Genomic DNA, 18,775 nt, shown 5'->3' on the forward strand with positions numbered 1-18,775 from the left:
TCAGCCCTCCTTCGCCAGGAAGGCCGCGTTCAGGCGGTTCATCAGTGCGGAGATCAGCAGGTTCACCGCCAGATAGCTGCCCATGAAGATGAAGATCACTTCGAGCGCCTGGCCGGTCTGATTGATCACCGTGTTGGAGATGTTGATCAGGTCCGGGAAGCCGATCGCGACCGCGAGCGACGAGTTCTTGGTCAGGTTGATATATTGGCTGGCGAGCGGAGGAATGATCGTGCGCATGGCCTGGGGCAGGATCACCAGCCGCATGATGCTCCCTGCGGGCAGTCCGAGCGAGCGTGCTGCCTCCCATTGCCCCTTCGAGACGCTCTGGATGCCGCCGCGGACGATCTCGGTGACGAAGGCGGTGGTGTAGAAGACGAGGCCGAACAGCAGCGCGACGAATTCGGGGCTGAACTCCTGGCCGCCGACGAAATTGAAGCCCTGCAGTTCCGGCATATCGACGGCGATCGGGTTGGTCGCCAGATGTGCGCCGGCCAGCGGCGCCAGCACCAGGACGGCCAGCCCCCATGGCATGATGCGCGGTCGTTGGCCGGTGCGCTCCTGGAGGCGGCGAGCCCATGCGCGCAGCACGAGCCAGACGATGCCTGCGAAGAAGAAGCCCAACGCCGCGAAGAGCAGGCCGTCATTGGCAACGAATGAGGGCAGTCTCAGGCCGCGGTTCGAGAGGAATACACCGGGAAGAGGCGAGGTCGCCTGGCGCGGACCGTTGAGGCGGGTGCAGAGCGAGTACCAGAAGAAGAGCTGCAGAAGCAGCGGGACATTCCGGCCGATCTCGACATAGACGCCGACGAGCCGCGACAGGAACGGGTTGGGTGAGAGCCGCAGGATGCCGAACAGAACGCCGAAGACGGTCGTCAGCAGGCAGCCGGAAATCGCGATCACGACCGTGTTGGAAAGCCCGGCCAGAAGCGCTCGGGCGTAGGTATCGGCCGGCGAGTAGGAAATGACGCTCTCGCCAATGGCGAAGTTGGCCGTCTTGCTGAGGAAGGCGAAGCCGACCTCCAGGCCGCGCCGGGCGATGTTGCCCGACGCGTTCCACCAGAGGATGAAGACGATCGCGGCGACGCAGGCCACCAGCACCGCCTGAAAGGCCACTTTCCGGACGCCGATATCGTTCCACAGACTGGCGAGATCGCGCGATCTGGCTGGAGCGACGGGTGTCATGGCGGTGGCCCCGGTTCAGCCGTCGGGCTCAGCGGGACGGCGGCGTATAGAGGGCACCACCTTGCGTATAGAGCCGGTTTACCCCGCGCGGGATGGCGAGCGGGGTCTTCTCGCCGAGATATTTTTCATAGAGTTCGCCATAGTTCCCGATCTTCTTGACGATGTTGTAGGCGTATTTCTCATCCACGCCGAGGGCACCGCCGAGACCGGGCTCGACACCGAGGAACCGTCGGATTTCGGGGTCCGAGCTCTTCGCCATCTCGTCGACATTGGCCTGGGTGATGCCGAGCTCCTCGGCATTGACCAATGTGTTGAAGCTCCAGGCAACGATGTCGCGGAACTCCTCGTCGCCATGCCGGACGGCGATCCCGAGCGGCTCCTTGGAGAGCCGCTCGGGCAGGATGACGTGGTCGGCCGGATTGGCCAGCGTCGAGCGCTGCGCAGCGAGCGTGGTCGCGTCCGATGTCAGCGCATCGCAGCGCCCGTCCGCATAGGCGCGGGTCAGTTCATCCCGCGACTGGATGACGACGGGCGTGAACTTCATGTTGTGCTTGCGAAAATAGTCGGTGAGCGCGAGCTCGGTCGTCGTGCCCGGCTGAACGCAGACGGTCGCGCCGTTGAGCTCCTTGCCGGATTTCACATTGAGCTTCCTGGGCACGAGGATGCCCTGGCCATCCATGAAGCTGAGGGCCGGGAAGTTGAATTTGAGCTGCGTGTCGCGCGTCAGAACAAAAGTCGTGTTGTTGGTGAGCACGTCGACCTCGCCGGACTGAAGCGCCGGAAAGCGGGTCTGGGTGGTGAGGGCCGAAATCTCGATCTTTTCCGGATCGCCGAAGATCGTCGTCGCGATCGCGCGGCAGAGATCGACGTTGAAGCCCACCCATTTGCCGCCGGAGCCGGGCACGCCGAAGCCGGGGTTCGACGGGCCCTGCACCGCGCATTTCAGCGCGCCACGGGACTTGATGGCGTCCAGGGTCGAGCCGGCATGGGCCGGGGCGATCAAGGTCAGAGATGCGGCTCCGAACAAGGCGACTGTCAGGCATTTCATGATGCTCTCTCCTTCAAGCATGCGTCGGGGCAGGCAGTAGTCAGCGATCCAGGCGGCGGCTCCCGCGCCTCGCGGCCGCGACAAGGGATTTCTGGGTCTGGCCGATGTGCTCCTCGAGCAGGCCGACGGCCCGGTCGAGCTGACCGGTGCGGCAGAGGGCGACCAGTTCGCGATGCTCCTGCATCGGCCGTTCCTTGCCGGCGGCGAGCGAGACCTGGGCTCGGGAGAAGCGCCCGATATGTCCCCAGGTCGACCGGATCATCGAAAGCAGGCGCGGACGCCGGCAGGGGTCGTAGAGCGCGAAATGGAAAAGCTCGTTGTGGTCGCTCCATGTCACCGGCGTGGTGGCGCCGTCGTAGGAACGCAGGATTTCATCGAGGTGCTCGAAATCCTCGATCGCCATATTCGGGATCGCGAGCTTGAGGGCCCGGCATTCCAGCCCGATCCGGATGTCGAGGAGTTCCTGAACCTCGTCCAGCGAGAGGCGTGTGACGACGGCCCCCTTGTTGGCGACGAGGGTCACGAGCCCTTCAGCTTCCAGTTGCCGCAAGGCTTCCCTCACCGGGATGCGGCTCGTGCCGAAGCGCGCTGCCAGCTCGTCCTGGCGCAGTTGCTCGCCAGCCTCGAAAGTCCCGTCGAAGATGGCCTGCCGCAGGCCATCCCGGACCATCTCTGGCGCTGAAAGCTTGTCGGAGCCGGTCATCGTCATCCCTGACCTCCCAATCGGTTCGTCATCTGACAGCTCACAAGACGCCACGGCTCGACAGCGCGGCGAGCTCGGACATCAGGGCCGCATCGTCGTATCGGGCGAGGCTCAGAGGCCGGGCATAGGAGGGAAGTTCGCCGCCTGCGACCCAGGCTGCACAGACGGAGCCGGTCGAACAGGCGGCCATGGTACCGAAGCCGGACAGGGCTCCCGCCATGAAGGCGCCCGACGTCCTCATCGGGCCGATCAGCGGCCAGTTCTCGGCGGTCATCGCATAGTAGCCACCGTAATGGTGCGCGCCGCGAGGCAGGCGGCCGATATAGGCCTTGAGCTCCGGATGGAGGCGGCTCGCCGCGCGGATGACCGAATCCGGGAACTGAGGGTCGGCCGGATCCTCTTCGTGCGGATCGGTCGGGCGCTCGTTATAGGCCCAGCCCAGCTTGATCCACTTGCCGTCCTCGGCCCCGTCGGGCCGGCAATGGATCCCACCGGGCATCGGCTGCAGCAGCTTCGCGGCCTCCGGCTCCCCGGCCAGGATTTCCCGCTCCTCCTCGGACCAGGCGATTGTCTGGCCGTCGAGATCGATCGTGAACGGCATGTTGCGCGGGATCGCCTGTTCGCGATCCTCGAAGGCGATCTTCTGCTGGAAGACACAGGTGACCGGCAGGCTCTCGCCTAGCATCGCCGCGACATCCGCGAAGAACGGTCCGGCCGCGTTCACCACCTTGCCCGCGCGCAGGACGAAGCTCCCGTCCGCGGTTCTGATGTCGAGAGCAAAAGGCGCCGTTCCTTCAATCGCTGCAACTTCGCCGCGGATCAGCCGCCCGCCGGCCTCGCGGATCGTCTCAAGCATGTATTGGCCGAGCTGCTGGCCGCTGATCGATCCGGCGCGGCGGATGTGAAGGACCGTGCGGATATCCTTCGCCCAGCCCGGGAAGGCCGCCTGGATCAGCTCCGGGTCGCAAAGCACATCGACGCCCTGCGGAGCCCCGTCCCACTCGGCCGAAGCCGGTGGGCTGTAGGCGCCGGCAGAGCCCTTCTCGTGAATCCGGATGGGCTGGTCGGGGCTTGCCGCATAGCCGCGATGGAGATCGTCGATCAGGTCGGCGGGGAGCGACCGGCGGGTCACCAGCGCATAGCCGCGCCGCGTCATGTTGATGCGCTCGCCGCTCTCGCGTGCAATCGCTTCCAGCAGGTCGATGCTGTGGTCCGTATAGGCCGTCATGACTGGATGCGGCCACCAATTGCGGTAGTTTTCGCCGGATTGGGCCGAGGTCAGGCTCATCGGATCGCGAGGGTCGATCAGGGTGACGTTGCCTATCCCGTGCTGCTTCACGAGGTAATAGGCGCAGGCGATGCCGATGATGCCGGCGCCGACCACCGCCACTTCAGCCGAGCGTTCCGATAGGTTGGCCACCTCAGGCTCCTCGATTCAGGCTTGTTGAACGCATGAACCGACAGGCCACGCTCACAGGATTCCCCGTTCCCGATAGGGTTCGTTGTTCGCGACCCGCGCCCAGCCGAGTCGCGACAGGTCGATCGTCTGATACGCGCCGTCCATGATCAGCTCGCAGACGGCACGTCCGACACCGGGCGCATGCATGAGGCCATGCCCCGAGAAGCCGGCTGCCAGAATGAAGTTGTCGCAGCCGCCAGCCCAAGGCCCGACGATGCCGTTGCCGTCGAGCTCGTTCTGGTCGTAGAGCCCTGGCATCACGTTCTTCTCGCGCGTCCGCTCGAAGCCGGGGAAGCGATGGGCGAGAGCAGGCCAGACCACGCGCTCGAAATAGCCATGGTCGACCTCGAAGTTGAAGCCGCGCGGCTCGTCGCCGTCGGGGACGCCGCCGGTGAAGCCCTTGCCCTCCGGGCGGAAGGCGAGCCGGTTCATATCCTTGACGTAGGGCAGCGGCTCGAAGCTGTACTCGGATTCGAAGTAGTGCTCGAAGCGCCGCATCGGCGCGATCGGCGCCATCATCCCGATCATCCGGCATACCTCGCCAGCCCAGGCGCCGGCGGCGTTCACCACCCAGCCGGCCGCGATCCGCGTGCCGCTTGCGAGTTCGACGGAACGGATGCGGCCGTCGCCGTGCAGGCCGACGACGCGGTCGGTGAGGAAGGACGCGCCGAGCTGCCTGGCCTTGCGGCGGAACCCCTGCAGCACGCTGTTCGGATCGAGCCAGCCATCCTCGACCGAATGGGCCGCCAAAGCGAGATCGTCCACCCGCATCGAGGGAAAGCGGCCCTTGATCTCCGCCGGGGTCAGGACATCGAGCCGGACGCCCAGCTGGCCCTGAACCTTGGCATTGCTTTCGAGGACGTTCGCTCCGCTCTCGCCGACGATGAAGAGATAGCCGCCGCGATGGTAGCCGATCTCGGCCCGCTCCCCGTCGACGGCCATGTCGTCGGCGAAGCGCTCGAAGAACGGGATGCTGAAATTCGAGAGCGCGATGTTCTCCGGCATCGAGAACAAGCGCCTGACTCCGCCCGACGCCCGCGGGGTCGAGGCCTTCGCATAGGTCGGGTCCGGCTCGACGACCGCAACGCTCGGCGGGTTCGGACGGCTGCGCAGGAAATAGGCGACGCTCGCGCCGATCGCGCCTCCTCCGACGATGACGACATCGCTGCGTTGCATCCGCAATCCCCTCTCGGAGACGCGGATAACATGTGGCCAAAATTTATACAATCCTGATTTATGGTATCCGCGGACTGCACCCAGCCGTGCCCAGCGTCTGCCGGATCAGCTTCGCGATCCTGTGGTTCCGGGATGTCGAGATCGGGATCGCGTTCATGGAGCAGGTGGCGTCAACCTGCTGACAGCCGGGCAGCGGCCAATCGCCGAGAACTTGCCGGCAGGGGTGGTCACACCGGCCGGGAGCGCTTCGACGCCGGTCGCTGGATCACCCTGTCGACCGGGGCGCCCTTGCTGGCGAATGCCCTGGCCTGTTTCGAGGGCGGCCGCCTCCCGATGCCGAGCTAGAGAATCGGACCGAAAAGTGGAATGCACTTTTCGGCAAGATCCGATGCTGAGACAAAGAGATAGATCGCCACTCCGCGTCCGAAAGGACGCGCGGCGATCTAACGAATCAGGTCGCCGATGGCGTTTGTTTTCCAGGGGGCAGGCAGCTCGCTTTGGGCGCAATAGCGCGCACTGTAGCGAAAGCCGTCTGGGCCGATCCTGCGGTAGCTACGCGGGCTTCGAATTTCGTAGACGACCGTTCGCTTGCCGTCTTCGCGGCAGTTCTCGACCACCCGGTAGCGCGCCGAGCCTATCCTTTCGATCGCATCGAATTCACATAGCTCCCGCGCCGCGCCCATGGCATTGCGCCGCAGAAGGTTGAGCGTGGCGTTCGAGGCGAGAGCGCAGGGCGTGTCGTCAGAAACGTAGTAGCCGCGCAGCAGCGGGAGCCCGGGCGCCGTCGCAGCCGGAGAAGCACTGGCGCCTGCGGATGGACCCGCTCCGCGCGAATCTTGCGCCACGCATCGCTGGAACCGTTTCGGGTCGAACGCTATTCCCCGCTGGCCGACAAAGGTCAGCACATTTCCGCCGACATGGATCGACAGCGAGACCCGGCTCTTGCCCCCCTCGCCCTGACAGCTTGCGTCAAGCTCGAAGACCTCGCCGCGCTGGCGCACGCGCCGAACGCTGCAGACCGTCTCGAAGGTGGAGAGATCGAGCGCGGAACGACTGAGCACAATTTCCGTCTTGTCCGGGCCGCAGTCCGGCGCTCCCCAGCGGCCAACCCAGGGATCCGACTGCGCCAAGGCGTCAAATGGCACAAACAGCGCCAATGGGGCGAAGGCGCGGATGCAGATCTTCAGGGGCAATGCGCGACGCATGATCGTCCCACCACGCAGATATGACGCAAGGTAACATAGCTCAGCTCTGGGCCGACCGCGAATCCGTCATGCAACGCGGTTGAGACCTTCACTGCGAAGGTCATGGGCTTCCAGCCTCGCGCTGTTTCAGCCACTCCCCCGTCGCCAACGCAGGTCAGGCGTGACCGTAGTCATCCTCGCTGGACGTCTCCTTCTTGTCGAACGCGGAGAGCCAGGCAGGGAGGTTCATGAGGCGCTGGGGGGCGGCAGCCATCTGTCGAAGGGTCACGCGCATCGAATGGCGCTCGAAACGACTGGCAGGCTCCGGAATGCGCTCGGGACGCTCCTGAGCCTCTATCGCCGCGACGAGGCTTTGCTTCAATGCGACGAGAGACCGATCGCCAAAGCTCGCCAGCAAGCTCTGAAAATGGGCATGCGCCTTCGCGTCCCACGCCCTTGGCCTTCCCATCGCATCCTTGACCGGATGAGCGGGCACGAAATGCGCGCAAGGCACGAAATCATCCGGCACCGGTTCCGTCGCGGCGTGGGTGCGGCCCGCAGCCAGCAGCTTCGGCAGGACATGGGTATGCGGGCCTTCGGGGCTGCGGCCGTCCGCGGGCGGAATCGGCTGGTAGACCTCGCAGCGCCCCGGGCGGGCGATGAAGACGCGGTGCGGCCCCGCGGCGACGATGGCTCCCATCGCCGGATTGCCCGGTTCCAGCAGGGGGCGCCCGACGAACGAGCGCAAGGTCGCGATCAGGCCTGGATCGGCGGTGCGGATGCAGACATCGACCTGCAGGGTGCCGAGCCCCATGTCGAACAGGAGGCCGTCGCGATCCTCGGCGCGCAGCGCAGCCCTGTCCCGGCCGAGCTCGGTCAGGACGGTCCGCCGGTTCATGGCGCAGGATTCGGCCGGCAGGCAGAGCGCGACGCGATGGCTCCAGCCCGCACCGACGACGCTCTCCGAGGCGAAGGGGCGCAGCTGCGCGAGGTCACCGAAGCCGATCCCGCCGCGCGCCGTCACGGCCGCGAGCCGCCCGGGCTCGTCGATCGGGGTCGCAGGCTCATCGGGATCGCGCATGAACTCGGCAATGGCGCCGAAGGTACCGAGATTCCACTGCGTCGTCTCGATGAGAAGCTGGGTGCGGATGAGCTCGCGGATGTCCGGTGCGGTCATGGGGCGGTTTCCTGTCGTTCGAGCGGATGCCAGGGCAGCACGAATTCCTCGCCGTCGCGGCTGCCGCGCGCGACGGTGACGCCGAAGGCCTGGGCGAGGTGATCGTCGCCCAGCACGCGTTCCGGGGGGCCGTCGACAAGGATGCGGCCCTGGTCGAGCAGGACCAGCCGATCGCAGAAGCGTCCCGCAAGCGTCAGGTCGTGCAGCACGACCACCACCCCGGTGCCGGCTGCGGCGGCCTGGCGAAGCAGCAGCATCGCCTCGAGCTGGTGGCGCGGGTCGAGCCCGGCGAGCGGCTCGTCGGCAAGCAGGATCTCCGCCGCCACCGCCAGGGCCCGGGCCAGGAGCACGCGCATGCGCTCGCCGCCGGAGAGCGTGTCGAGCGTGCGGTCGGCGAAGGCCGAGATATCGGCGGCCGCCATGGCCCGTGCGGTCGCGGCATGGTCGGCTGCGGTCATCCCGGCGAAGGGCCGGCGATGCGGCAGGCGGCCGAGCGCGACCACGGCCTGCGCCCGCATCTGCCAATGCACGGCCCCGCCCTGTGCGAGGAAGGCGAGCCGACGCGCCAGCCCCTTCTGGCCGACGACCCGCGCCGGTTCGCCGTCATAGAGAACGCTGCCTTCATGCGGGAGCATGTCGGCGAGGATGCGCAGCAGGGTGGTCTTGCCGGCACCGTTCGGGCCGATCAGCCCGACGAGTTCGCCGGGCTGCAGGACGAGGTCGACGCCACGCAGAACCGGCTTGCCGCCGAGCGCGACGGCGATGTCCTTGGCTTCGATGCGCATCAGGCCCCCCGCCGCAAGCGATGGATCAGCCCGAAGAGAAAGGGCGCGCCGACGAGAGCCGTGACCACGCTGAGCTTCAGCTCCGGGCGGATCGGCAGCAGGCGAAGCGCCGTGTCGGCGGCGAGCAGCAATATGGCGCCGCCGAAGCCGCTGAGCAGCAACAGACGTCCGGGCCGATGCCCGACGAGCGGGCGCAGCAGATGTGGCACGACGAGGCCGACGAAGCCGATCGCGCCCGTGACCGCGACCGCGCTGCCGACGCTGAGCGCAGCCCCGCCGATCAGCCGGTCGAGCTCGACGGTCTCAGCCTGCGCCTGGGCATGGGCTGCTTGAGACAGCACGATGCCGGCGGCAGCGAGAGAACAGCGAAAAACGGAGGAAGGACCGCATTTGGCGGCCTTGGGGAAGCGGATCACGATGAGACCTCGGGCGTTGACGTCTGTGGCACGTCACCGCGAACGCGATCTCCCGTTCGCCCCGGTCAGGGGGCGGACAGTCGAGCAGCGATCGAAACACCCCGTCCGAACGTGTTCGCGTGTGACCACGACTGACGGCAGGTCTCCTGGCTCGCGGGTCGCTGCCTTGTCACCGCCTTCCCAGGGCCGAGGTCCCAGTGGCGTGTGGCGATAAGGCTCGCCGCTTACAGTTGCGGGGGCAGCCGCAGCATAGAATGGCGAACCATCCGCACTGCGTTCCCTTTTGATCCCGTGAGGGAACCGTCGCGATTACGAGTAGGGCGGAAAAGTGGCGGGGTCAAATTCCCGCATGACGCCTTTTTCCTCCGGGCGCGGTCCAGCCTACGATATCGGGAGGTTCCCTTAAGCCGCCGTGGCTGTGCCTTGGATCATTTCACCGCTCGTCACACCGTTACAAAACAGTCCATAACTCCTGCCGGTGAGCTTGCCTGGGCACATTAGAGAACGCGTGATCCGAGCAGCGAGTTGGGAGATCGATCATGGATGAAGACCGTTTCAACATGGCTGTCCGGAAGTTCCTGAAGGAGGTCGGCGTGACCTCGCAACGAGAGATCGAGCGCATTGCCCGGGAAGGCGCGCTTCAAGGGCGCACCGTGCGCCTTCGCATGACGCTCACCTCGGAAGATGCGCCCTCGCTTCAGCATGTCGTCGAGACAACCATCGACCTCCGCTGATTCTTATCGACGTCGGTGGGACGCCGACGCGAAGCTCGTGGACCCTGTGCGCCCTCGGTCAGCCGGTCGCCGCCGGGCGATGCACGCATGAACCTGTAAGACTTTCACGGAGAGCCGCAGGCTGGCTCCGCTGTGCCGCGTGCGGCATGGCTCGCCTTCGTCGATTCTGTCCGGACGCGTGCCGCAGCGCCCCGAGTTCGGACTCCCCTCGCGCCCATTTTGCGCGCCCATTTTTCGGCGCAATGCCGCCCGCCGCAGCGGGCCGGGCGGCTTCACCCTTTGTTAACCCTATCGCCGTCTGCTGGGGGCATCCATCCGGGGGCTGGGCAGCCAAGGAAGGACCGAGCCATGAGCGATGCCGGGACGGAACAGACGGCCGTTGATGACCTCGTCGGCCTGCCCGTCGCAGAGGTAGAGCGCAACCTCATCCTCGCCACACTGCGCGAAACCCGCGGCAACCGCACGCATGCCGCCCATATCCTCGGCGTCTCGATCAGAACGCTGAGGAACAGGATTGCGGCCTATGCCGCAGACGGGCACGACGTGCCCGAACCAAGCACTGCCGTTCATTGAGGCAGTGTCCATTCAAGGAGAACCAGATGAATCGACGCTCGTTTCTCGCGGCCTGTTCGGCGGCATAGCGGCCACCGCTGCAGCGGCGACTGTGGGCACCGACGCCGCAAAGGCCGCTGCGCTTCCGGCCGAAACCTCGGCCGCGCTCGACGACGCACCGACGGAATTCCCGCAATACCGCCGGCGCCATCGCCGCTATCGTCGCTGGTAGCCGCATGACCCGGCCCGCCTGGACATCCCCCGGCGGGCCGGGACCGGGCCAAGGCTCGGCCCCAAACGAGCGCGATCAGCGTCCGCTGGACGATGGTCATGTCGATGATGACGCTCCGGACATGAGCGTCCCGGAGGCAGGTGCCTAGCCGACCGGCAGCAGCACCTGCCTGTTTTACTGATCTGGAAGCTCGCGGGGGCCGGACTATCGCCGTCTCCGGCAGAGATCGGCTTCAGCCCGGGTCGCCGGGCGGACGATGCTGCGGGCGACGACCTTCGTTGCCGGGCCTTGCTCGACCGTTCCGGCGAGCACCATGGTGCCGTAGTAGAGCCCGTCGCTCTCGACCAATCGCTGGCGTTCGGCACTGGTCAGGCCTGCAAGATCGGGCCCGGTCCTCGCCAGGCGCCGGCCGGATGGCAGCAGCACCACATCCTGCGCCGGGCATGGCGGGCGAAAGCAGCGAAGCCCGTTGTCGCAGGTCACGAAGCTGACTTCCGCAGCGCCTGCAACCGTGGCCGCGCTCGCCAGGAACAGGCTGGCGAGCAGCCGGATGCCGATCATGGAGCTTCTCCCTCCCGGCCCTTCTTCCCGCCCCTTCGCATTGATCCTGCTCTAATACCCCCAAGGATAGCCCGCGGCCGGGAAGGCAAAAGCCTCACGGCGCGGTTCTCCGCCTGGCGCGCCAGGCACGAAAACGATTGAGCAGGCGCACGCTCTCCATGGCGAAGCGTGCCATCGGCTTGCGCAGGAAGGGGATGTCGGCGGCGATCAGCATCAGGCCCAAAGGCAGCATCCAGATGCCGAGGAAGGGCAGGATCGAGAAGACGCCGCCGAGCATCAGCAGCAGCGCCACCGGAATACGGACCAGACGCGACGATGGATGCCTGAGCCAGCGGCTCGTCGCGGCGAGCCCGGCGGGCAATTCCCGCTCCAGGTGCTTGAAAGCCAGTCGAAGAGCCTGTTTTCCGTCGGTCATCCGTCTCTATCTCGGTCGAGGCGCGGCAGGGCCGGATTCATCTGCCTGCCAATCATGTCGTTTTCTGTGCATGCGAGACTTTCAGTGGAAATCCCGCGATTTCGGCAGGATCCGGACATTGCGCGGATGACCGGCGCGCGGATGCTGCGGATGCAGGAACTCGTCGGCGCGGGTGAGTGCGATCTCGGCGCGATGCGTATCGGAGAGGCTGAGCAGCTCGGCCGAGCGGTCGACGACGCGCTGCGCCATCAGGTGCACCACGCCTTCCGGGCTCTTCTGCACCTTCCCTTCCACCAGCAGCAGCCGCGCCGCCATGACCTCGCGGCGGAAGCGCTCGAAGTCGCGGGCCCAGAGCACGATATTGGCGATGCCGGTCTCGTCCTCGAGGGTGATGAAGACGGCATTGCCGTTGCCGGGGCGCTGGCGCACCAGCACGACGCCGGCGACGCTCGCCCGGGCGCCGTCGCGCCCGGCGGCGATCTCGGCGCAGGTCGCGACGCGCTCGCTGGCGAAGCGCCGGCGCAGCAGACCCATCGGATGGCCCTTCAGCGAGAGCCGCGCCGTCTGGTAATCGGCGACGATGTGCTCGGCCAGCGGCATCGCCGGCAGGGCAACCGCCGGCTCCGCGCCGAGCTCGCGGGCCTGCGCCGCCTCGAACAGCGGCAGGGCCTCGTCATCGGGCAGGCGGCGCACGGCCCAGAGCGCCTCGCGCCGGTCGAGCCCGAGCGAACGGAAGGCGTCGGCATCGGCGAGCAGGCGCATGGCCCGCGCCGGCAGGCGCGCCCGGCGGGCGAGGCTTTCGACATCGCCATAGCCTTCACTGCGGGCCGCGACGAGGCGCATCGCCCATTCTTCCGTGAAGCCGTCGAGCTGGCGCAAGCCGAGGCGGAGCGCATGCGGGCTTCGCCTGCCTCCTTCAGCCCTCATCTTGAGGAGCGCCAAGGGCGCGTCTCGAAGGATGGCTCCAGTGCACTCTGGAACATCCTTCGAGACGCCGCTGCGCGGCTCCTCAGGATGAGGGCTGAGACCATCGGCAACAGGCTCCAGCAGATTGTCCCAGGCGCTGAAATTGACGTCGATCGGGCGCGGCTCGACGCCGCCGTTCTCCTGCGCCTCGCGCACGATCTGGGCCGGGGCGTAGAAGCCCATGGGCTGAGAGTTCAAGAGCGCCGCGGCGAAGATCGCGGGGTGATGGCATTTCAGCCAGGAGGAGACATAGACCAGCTTGGCGAAGGAGGCGGCGTGGCTTTCGGGGAAGCCGTAGCTGCCGAAGCCCTTGATCTGCTCGAAGCAGCGCTGGGCGAAGGCGGGTTCATAACCGCGCGCCACCATGCGCCCGACCATCATCTGCTCGAAATTGCCGATGGTGCCGACATTGCGGAAGGTCGCCATGGCGCGGCGCAGGCCATTGGCTTCCGGGTCAGTAAACTTCGCCGCCACCATGGCGAGCGTCATCGCCTGCTCCTGGAAGAGCGGCACCCCCAGCGTGCGGTTCAGGACATGAAATAGCTCGTCTTGAGGATGCTGCGGGGCGGGCGAGGGATAGCTGACCTTCTCGATGCCGGAGCGCCGCCTGAGATAGGGATGCACCATATCGCCCTGGATCGGGCCGGGGCGGACGATCGCGACCTGGATGACGAGATCGTAGAACTCCCTCGGCTTCAGCCTCGGCAGCATGTTCATCTGCGCCCGGCTCTCGACCTGGAAGACGCCGAGCGACTCGCCCCGGCAGAGCATGTCGTAGGTCGGCTTGTCGTCCTGCGGGACGTCGGCGAGACCCAGCTCGACGCCGTGATGCAGCTTCAGCATCTCGAAGGCCTTGCGGATGCAGGTCAGCATGCCGAGCGCCAGCACATCGACCTTCATCAGGCGCAGCGCGTCGATGTCGTCCTTGTCCCATTCGATGAAAGTGCGCTCCGCCATCGCGGCATTGCCGATCGGCACCGTCTCGTCGAGCCGGCCGCGCATCAGCACGAAGCCGCCGACATGCTGCGAGAGATGGCGCGGAAAACCGAGCAGGCGCACGGCGAAGCCGACAGCCTGGGCGATCACCGGATTGTCGGGGTCGAGCCCGGCCTGGCGGATCTGGTTGCGGGTGATGTCGCTGCCCCAGCTGCCCCATTGCGTCGAGGCGAGCCGGGCGGTGACGTCCTCGGTCAGGCCGAGCGCCTTGCCGACCTCGCGGATGGCGCTGCGCGGGCGGTAGCGGATCACGGTCGCGGCGATGCCGGCGCGCTCGCGGCCATAGCGCCTGTAGATCCACTGGATCACCTCCTCGCGCCGCTCATGCTCGAAATCGACATCGATATCGGGCGGCTCGCGACGCTCCTCGGAGATGAAGCGAGCGAAGAGGAGCTGGTGCTCGGCCGGGTCGACCGCGGTGATGCCGAGCGCATAGCAGACCGCCGAATTGGCGGCCGAGCCGCGGCCCTGGCAGAGGATGCCGCGGCTCTCGGCGAACTCGACGATCTGCCTGATGGTCAGGAAATAGCGGGCGTAGTCGAGCTTCGCGATCAGGGCGAGCTCGTCGTCGACCTGCCTCTGGACCTTGTCCGGAATGCCCTGCGGATAGCGCATCGGCAGGCGCCGGCACACCAGTTCCTCCAGCCAGCCCTGCGGCGCCCAGCCGGGCGGGACCGGCTCGTCGGGATATTCATAGCTGAGCTCGCCGAGATCGAACGCGATGCGGCCGAGGAGATGCTGCGTCTCTTCCAGCACCTCCGGCGCCTCGCGGAACAGGCGGGCCATCTCCCGAGAAGTCTTGAGATGCCGCTCCGCATTGGCGGTGAGCAGGCGCCCGGCCCGGTCGATGCTCGTGCCCTCGCGAATGCAGGTCAGCACGTCCTGCAGGTCGCGCTGCTCGGGCGCGTCGTAGAGCACGTCGTTGGTCGCGATCAGCGGCGTGCGGGTCGCAGCGGCAAGCGCCTTCAGCCGGGCGAGCCGGCGGCGATCGTCGCCCCTGCGATGCATCGAGGCGGCGAGCCAGACCGCGCCGGGGGCCGCCGCGTCGAGCCGGGACAGCAGCGCCGGCAGACCTTCCAGCGCCCTCTCGGGCATGACGATCAACAGCAGGTCGCGCGCATCGTTCAGGAGATCGTCGAGATGGAGGATGCATTCCCCCTTCGCCCCCCGCAGATTGCCCGTCGTCAGCAGGCGGCAGAGCCGGCCCCAGCCGGCGCGGTTGACCGGGTAGACGACGATGTCGGGCGCGCCTTCGGAAAAGACCAGCCGGCTGCCGACCACCAGCCTGAAGGCCTTCGCCATGGCCTGCAGCCGGTCGGCGGTGAAAGGCAGTCCGGCAAAGGCGGGATTCTCGACCCAGACATATTCGCCGGGGCTGCCACCTTCGCGCAGCTTCTCAGCCGGAGGCAGGCCGTCCTCGCGCAGATCGCGCAAGGCGCTCCAGGCGCGCACGACGCCCGCCACCGTGTTGCGGTCGGCGATGCCAAGGCCGGAATGGCCGAGCAGCAGCGAGGTCATCACGAGATTGGGCCCGGGCGAGGCGCCGCGCAGGAAGGAGAAATTCGTGGCGGCGACGGGCTCGGCGTAAGGGCTCATGCGAACAATCCATGCAGGAACCAGCGCGGCTCGGCGCTCTCGCGCTCGTAGAGCCCGGCGCGGAACAGCCAGAAGCGGCGGCCCTGTGCGTCCTCGACGCGGTAGTAGTCGCGCGTCGGCTCGTCGGGCCCATCGCGCCACCATTCCGGCGCGATCCGCTCCGGCCCCTCGGCCCGGGCGATCTCGTGCAGCACGCGGCGCCAACGGAAGCGCAAGGGCGGGCCGTCCGGCACCTCTGCCAGCGTCTCGACCGGCTGCGGCGGCTCGAAGAGCTGGAGCGGGCGCGACGGCGGCTCGCCCGGCTCGGGTTTCGGCCAAGGCGGAGCCGCAACCGGCGCGCCAGCGGCCGGGATCGCATGCGCCTCCCGCTCCGGATGGTGGGAATCGCGGGCGACGAAGCGCAGCACCCGGTCGCGGCCGAAGCGGGCGACCAGCCGGTCGACCAGATCGGCCACCGCCTCGTCGGCGACGGCGCGCCCGTCGAGGCTGGTCTGGTGGGTCGCGAGCGCCTCGCAGACCGGCACGGCGAGCCGGACCGCGTCGAAGCCGAAGCCGGGGTCGAGCGGGTCCGACAAGGTGTCGATGCGCTCGCGATAAAGCCGCAGGATCGCCGCCGTATCGCGCGAGGGCCGGCCGGTTTCGAGGGAAAGCCGCCGGACCGCCCCGTCGCTGCGGAAGAAACTGATCTCGAAAGCGCGCCCGCCCTCGCCGCGCTGTTCCAGGATGCGGGCGGCCTCGTCGAGCAGGCGCAGCACGATCGCCTCCAGCCCGTCGGTATCCTGCAGCGGCTCGGGAAAATGCCGCTCGACCATGCAGTCGGGCGGCAGCCGCAACGGCGTGATGCGGGCATCCTCGCAGCCAAGGATGCGCCGGAGCCGCTGGGCGAGGGCTTCGCCGAAACGCGCCGACAGCGTGCCGGAAGGGCGGGCGGCGAGATCGCCGAGCGTCTTCAGCCCGGCTCGCGACAGAGCGAGCACCGTCTCGGGCTGCACCTCCAGTGCCGCCACCGGCAGAGGCTGCGTCCGCTCCGCATCGCCGCCCAGCGGGGAGATGGCGCAATCGCCGAAGCGGGCCAGTGCGCGGGCCGCCTCGGGCGTACCGGCGATGCTGGCGCGAAGCTGGAGGCCGAGCCGGCGCAGCCGGATGCCGATCTCCTGGCGCAGCGCCGCCTCGCCGCCGAAGAGATGGGCGCAGCCGCTGATGTCGAGCACCAGCCCATGCGGCGGATCGAGCGCGACCAGCGGGGTGAAACGGTCGCAGAGCCCGGCGAGACGCTCGATGAAGCGCGCATCGGCGGCAGGATCGGCCTCGGCGATAGCGAGGTCCGGGATGCGGGCACGGGCGTCGGCCAGCGTCAGGCCGCGGGTCAGGCCGAGCGCCACGGCGCGCCGGTCGCAATCGGCGAGCCGGAGCGCGCCGTGCTCCTTCTCGACCAGGACGAGCGGCCGCTCACCCGGCCCGGCGCCAGCCGATAGCGCCTGCAGCCTGTGCAGCCGGTCGGTCGCCAGAAAGGGGAACCAGAGGGCGAGATAGCGGCGCTGCATCCCTCCTCCCTGCATCCCTTTGGCCTCCATCCTCTCGGCTCCATTCCTGGAAAGATCGTCGCTCACGGCTCCACTCCACACGCCACTCACACTCCCCGAGGCCACCGCGATGGCGCAGCAGCCTCAGACTGAAAGCCGGGTCGCCCGGCGCCCCGGCCTCGCGCGGCCGCGACGGCAGCGCCCGCACCAGCCAGCGCGTTGCGGCCGCGCTCGGCGCCGGCGAAGCCGCCACCCGCAGGAGCAGGGTCATGACGCCGGAGGCCTCGGCCGCCAGCGCGAGGCGCCGGCTGGCGGTCAGGTCGAGCTGACGCGGCTCGCCCCAGGGCTCGATCAGCGCCGCGCCGAGGGCGGAGCAGCGCGCCGCCTCGGCGCCGGCCCGCAGCACGCCCTCGGCGTCGCGGGCGCGCACCAGCAGCACCCGAGCCGGATCGAGTCCGAGCTCGAGGAGGCCAGGCGGATGCAGCCGGCCGGCCTCGGCATCGAGGAAATCCTGCCGGGCCCAGAGCAGCGGCCCCGCCCCTGCCGCCCGCAGCGCCAGGGCTGCGGCAAAGCCGGTCGCGGCGGGAAGGTCGGCCCCGCCCGGCGCGTAAACCTCGTGCAGGGCGGCGCGGGCGATGCCACCGCCCAGCGGCTCGTCCAGCGCCGCCATGCCGAAGGCGACGCGCTCCACCGGCGCAAGCTCACGCGCGAGCCCCGCCAGGGCGAGGCTCTGCCGGAGACCGGCCAGGGTGCGGGAGGAGGTATCGGTCATGGGTTTCGTGTTCACTATTTGTTCACATGCAAAACCACTCCCAAACCGCCCCCGAGTCAAGCCCGGATATGCGGCATGGTCCTTGCCCATGGGGCAAGGAAGCCAGCCATGAGCAGCCGCCTGCACGGCCGGCCTGTCGCCAAACGCCGCGGTTCTGTCATATCAAGGAAACGCCTATCGGCTTGCTACGGCCACGCCTCGCCACCCGTCCGCCATCCCCAAGGACCGCCATGAGCTCAGGACTGTTCGCGCTTCTCGACGACATCGCCGGCCTCGCCAAGGTCGCAGCCGCCGCGCTCGACGATGCCGCGACCCAGGCGACCAAGGCGGGGGCCAAGGCGGCCGGCATCGTCATCGACGATGCCGCGGTGACACCGCGCTACGCCGTCGGCTTCGCCGCCGAGCGCGAATTGCCGATCATCTGGAAGATCGCGCTGGGCTCGCTCAAGAACAAGCTGCTCTTCCTGCTGCCGGCGGCGCTGGTGCTGAGCTTCATCGCGCCCTGGGCGATCACGCCGCTGCTGATGGCGGGCGGCGCCTATCTCTGCTTCGAGGGTTTCGAGAAGGTCTACGAGCTCGTCGTCCCGCATGCCCATACCGACGAGCCGGCCGGCACGGGCACCACCGCCATCCTCGATGCCACGCAGCTCGAGCAGCAGAAGATCTCCGGCGCGATCAAGACCGACTTCATCCTCTCGGCCGAGATCATGGCGATCACGCTCGCGACCGTCACCACCTCCTCCTACTGGATGCAGGCGCTGGTGCTCGCCGTGGTCGGCCTCGGCATGACCATGCTGGTCTATGGCGCCGTCGCCCTGATCGTGAAGGCCGACGATGCCGGCGCCGCGCTCGCGCGGAAGGGCCGGCCCTTCATCGCGCCCATCGGCCGCGGCCTCGTCCTCGGCATGCCGCATTTCCTCAAGGCCCTGAGCGCGGTGGGCACGGCGGCGATGCTCTGGGTCGGCGGCGGCATCATCATCCACGGCCTCGCCGGCTACGGCCTGACCGGCATCGAGCATGCCATTCACGGCGTCGCGGTGGCTGTCGGGCAGGTCCTGCCGACGCTCTCCAGCCTGCTCGAATGGCTCACCACCGCCGGCGCCTCGGCGGTGTTCGGGCTCATCGTCGGCGGGCTCTGCCTGGTCGGCATGCATTTCATCGTCGAGCCGCTGCTGAAAGCCTGGCGGAGAACGAAAGCGCCAGGCGTTCCGGAAAGGCAGGGCCACTAGGCGTTTGCGCCCGCCCCTGCTCTGCCGAAATCTGCTAGAACCGGATGCTTTCAGACGGAATCGCGAAGC

Annotated in this window: 17 protein-coding genes, 1 pseudogene and 1 riboswitch; of the genes and pseudogenes, 4 read left to right on the forward strand and 14 right to left on the reverse strand. The window is 67.9% G+C overall.

The features are described 5' to 3' along the window. From V6M56_RS19830 to V6M56_RS19870, 9 genes and pseudogenes are all read right to left on the reverse strand, one after another. Positions 1 to 1,182, reverse strand: coding sequence for an amino acid ABC transporter permease (locus tag V6M56_RS19830; protein ID WP_332686207.1), 1,182 nt, complete (start codon positions 1,180 to 1,182; stop codon positions 1 to 3). A 28-nt stretch (positions 1,183 to 1,210) separates the two neighbouring features. Then, positions 1,211 to 2,230 (reverse strand): amino acid ABC transporter substrate-binding protein, encoded by a 1,020-nt coding sequence (locus V6M56_RS19835; protein WP_332686209.1) that lies wholly within the window; start codon positions 2,228 to 2,230, stop codon positions 1,211 to 1,213. Between the two features lie 40 nt (positions 2,231 to 2,270). Next, positions 2,271 to 2,987 (reverse strand): GntR family transcriptional regulator, encoded by a 717-nt coding sequence (locus V6M56_RS19840; RefSeq protein ID WP_332686210.1) that lies wholly within the window; start codon positions 2,985 to 2,987, stop codon positions 2,271 to 2,273. Then, on the reverse strand, positions 2,974 to 4,353 hold the full coding sequence (locus tag V6M56_RS19845) for an NAD(P)/FAD-dependent oxidoreductase (protein ID WP_332686211.1): 1,380 nt from the start codon (positions 4,351 to 4,353) through the stop codon (positions 2,974 to 2,976). The genes V6M56_RS19840 and V6M56_RS19845 overlap by 14 nt, the downstream gene beginning before the upstream one ends. Before the next feature lie 51 nt (positions 4,354 to 4,404). Beyond that, positions 4,405 to 5,568 (reverse strand): NAD(P)/FAD-dependent oxidoreductase, encoded by a 1,164-nt coding sequence (locus V6M56_RS19850; protein WP_332686212.1) that lies wholly within the window; start codon positions 5,566 to 5,568, stop codon positions 4,405 to 4,407. A gap of 443 nt (positions 5,569 to 6,011) precedes the next feature. Then, on the reverse strand, positions 6,012 to 6,761 hold the full coding sequence (locus tag V6M56_RS19855) for a hypothetical protein (protein WP_332686213.1): 750 nt from the start codon (positions 6,759 to 6,761) through the stop codon (positions 6,012 to 6,014). Positions 6,762 to 6,927: 166 nt separating this feature from the next. Next, complete coding sequence (locus V6M56_RS19860) at positions 6,928 to 7,929, reverse strand: DUF6925 family protein (RefSeq protein ID WP_332686214.1); 1,002 nt, start codon at positions 7,927 to 7,929, stop codon at positions 6,928 to 6,930. Further along, a complete protein-coding gene (locus V6M56_RS19865; protein ID WP_332686215.1) occupies positions 7,926 to 8,714 on the reverse strand; it encodes an ABC transporter ATP-binding protein in 789 nt (262 codons plus the stop codon). Before V6M56_RS19865 ends, V6M56_RS19860 begins: the two co-directional genes overlap by 4 nt. Further along, positions 8,714 to 9,001, reverse strand: a pseudogene (locus tag V6M56_RS19870) (iron chelate uptake ABC transporter family permease subunit); the annotation flags it as partial. The gene V6M56_RS19865 and the pseudogene V6M56_RS19870, both read right to left, overlap by 1 nt. Before the next feature lie 248 nt (positions 9,002 to 9,249). After that, positions 9,250 to 9,450, reverse strand: a riboswitch (cobalamin riboswitch). A gap of 219 nt (positions 9,451 to 9,669) precedes the next feature. Between V6M56_RS19870 and V6M56_RS19875 the strand changes: the two are divergent. The 3 genes from V6M56_RS19875 to V6M56_RS19885 all read left to right on the forward strand — a co-directional run bounded on the left by V6M56_RS19875 (position 9,670) and on the right by V6M56_RS19885 (position 10,648). Continuing rightward, positions 9,670 to 9,864 (forward strand): DUF6494 family protein, encoded by a 195-nt coding sequence (locus V6M56_RS19875; protein WP_332686217.1) that lies wholly within the window; start codon positions 9,670 to 9,672, stop codon positions 9,862 to 9,864. A gap of 348 nt (positions 9,865 to 10,212) precedes the next feature. Continuing rightward, entirely contained in the window at positions 10,213 to 10,437 is a 225-nt protein-coding gene (locus tag V6M56_RS19880) for a helix-turn-helix domain-containing protein (RefSeq protein ID WP_442881197.1), read from the forward strand. Beyond that, positions 10,388 to 10,648, forward strand: coding sequence for a hypothetical protein (locus V6M56_RS19885; RefSeq protein WP_332686219.1), 261 nt, complete (start codon positions 10,388 to 10,390; stop codon positions 10,646 to 10,648). The genes V6M56_RS19880 and V6M56_RS19885 overlap by 50 nt, the downstream gene beginning before the upstream one ends. 204 nt (positions 10,649 to 10,852) lie before the next feature. On the opposite strand, the gene V6M56_RS19890 is transcribed toward V6M56_RS19885, so the two are convergent. The 5 genes from V6M56_RS19890 to V6M56_RS19910 form a co-directional block, all read right to left on the reverse strand. After that, positions 10,853 to 11,209, reverse strand: coding sequence for a hypothetical protein (locus V6M56_RS19890; RefSeq protein WP_332686220.1), 357 nt, complete (start codon positions 11,207 to 11,209; stop codon positions 10,853 to 10,855). 94 nt (positions 11,210 to 11,303) lie between these two features. Beyond that, on the reverse strand, positions 11,304 to 11,624 hold the full coding sequence (locus V6M56_RS19895; protein WP_332686222.1) for a hypothetical protein: 321 nt from the start codon (positions 11,622 to 11,624) through the stop codon (positions 11,304 to 11,306). An 81-nt stretch (positions 11,625 to 11,705) separates the two neighbouring features. Further along, positions 11,706 to 15,182 (reverse strand): error-prone DNA polymerase, encoded by a 3,477-nt coding sequence (locus V6M56_RS19900; protein WP_332686224.1) that lies wholly within the window; start codon positions 15,180 to 15,182, stop codon positions 11,706 to 11,708. Continuing rightward, a complete protein-coding gene (locus V6M56_RS19905) occupies positions 15,179 to 16,726 on the reverse strand; it encodes a Y-family DNA polymerase (RefSeq protein WP_332686226.1) in 1,548 nt (515 codons plus the stop codon). The genes V6M56_RS19900 and V6M56_RS19905 overlap by 4 nt, the downstream gene beginning before the upstream one ends. After that, on the reverse strand, positions 16,632 to 17,477 hold the full coding sequence (locus V6M56_RS19910) for an ImuA family protein (protein WP_332686228.1): 846 nt from the start codon (positions 17,475 to 17,477) through the stop codon (positions 16,632 to 16,634). Before V6M56_RS19910 ends, V6M56_RS19905 begins: the two co-directional genes overlap by 95 nt. A gap of 230 nt (positions 17,478 to 17,707) precedes the next feature. Between V6M56_RS19910 and V6M56_RS19915 the strand changes: the two genes are divergently transcribed. Continuing rightward, positions 17,708 to 18,706: a DUF808 domain-containing protein gene (locus V6M56_RS19915; protein WP_332686230.1), complete on the forward strand. Its 999-nt coding sequence runs from the start codon at positions 17,708 to 17,710 to the stop codon at positions 18,704 to 18,706. Positions 18,707 to 18,775: the final 69 nt, after the last annotated feature.

Origin of the sequence: Allobosea sp., assembly GCF_036675845.1 — a bacterium.
Taxonomy (GTDB): domain Bacteria; phylum Pseudomonadota; class Alphaproteobacteria; order Rhizobiales; family Beijerinckiaceae; genus Allobosea.

Excerpts from the sequence above, each read along its gene's own strand:
- V6M56_RS19830 (WP_332686207.1), bottom strand. The coding sequence starts at position 1,182 with ATGACACCCGTCGCTCCAGCCAGATCGCGCGATCTCGCCAGTCTGTGG.
- V6M56_RS19835 (WP_332686209.1), bottom strand. The coding sequence starts at position 2,230 with ATGAAATGCCTGACAGTCGCCTTGTTCGGAGCCGCATCTCTGACCTTG.
- V6M56_RS19850 (WP_332686212.1), bottom strand. The coding sequence starts at position 5,568 with ATGCAACGCAGCGATGTCGTCATCGTCGGAGGAGGCGCGATCGGCGCG.
- V6M56_RS19860 (WP_332686214.1), bottom strand. The coding sequence starts at position 7,929 with ATGACCGCACCGGACATCCGCGAGCTCATCCGCACCCAGCTTCTCATC.
- V6M56_RS19865 (WP_332686215.1), bottom strand. The coding sequence starts at position 8,714 with ATGCGCATCGAAGCCAAGGACATCGCCGTCGCGCTCGGCGGCAAGCCG.
- V6M56_RS19875 (WP_332686217.1), top strand. The coding sequence starts at position 9,670 with ATGGATGAAGACCGTTTCAACATGGCTGTCCGGAAGTTCCTGAAGGAG.
- V6M56_RS19880 (WP_442881197.1), top strand. The coding sequence starts at position 10,213 with ATGAGCGATGCCGGGACGGAACAGACGGCCGTTGATGACCTCGTCGGC.
- V6M56_RS19885 (WP_332686219.1), top strand. The coding sequence starts at position 10,388 with ATGCCGCAGACGGGCACGACGTGCCCGAACCAAGCACTGCCGTTCATT.
- V6M56_RS19890 (WP_332686220.1), bottom strand. The coding sequence starts at position 11,209 with ATGATCGGCATCCGGCTGCTCGCCAGCCTGTTCCTGGCGAGCGCGGCC.
- V6M56_RS19895 (WP_332686222.1), bottom strand. The coding sequence starts at position 11,624 with ATGACCGACGGAAAACAGGCTCTTCGACTGGCTTTCAAGCACCTGGAG.
- V6M56_RS19900 (WP_332686224.1), bottom strand. The coding sequence starts at position 15,182 with ATGAGCCCTTACGCCGAGCCCGTCGCCGCCACGAATTTCTCCTTCCTG.
- V6M56_RS19905 (WP_332686226.1), bottom strand. The coding sequence starts at position 16,726 with ATGCAGCGCCGCTATCTCGCCCTCTGGTTCCCCTTTCTGGCGACCGAC.
- V6M56_RS19910 (WP_332686228.1), bottom strand. The coding sequence starts at position 17,477 with ATGACCGATACCTCCTCCCGCACCCTGGCCGGTCTCCGGCAGAGCCTC.
- V6M56_RS19915 (WP_332686230.1), top strand. The coding sequence starts at position 17,708 with ATGAGCTCAGGACTGTTCGCGCTTCTCGACGACATCGCCGGCCTCGCC.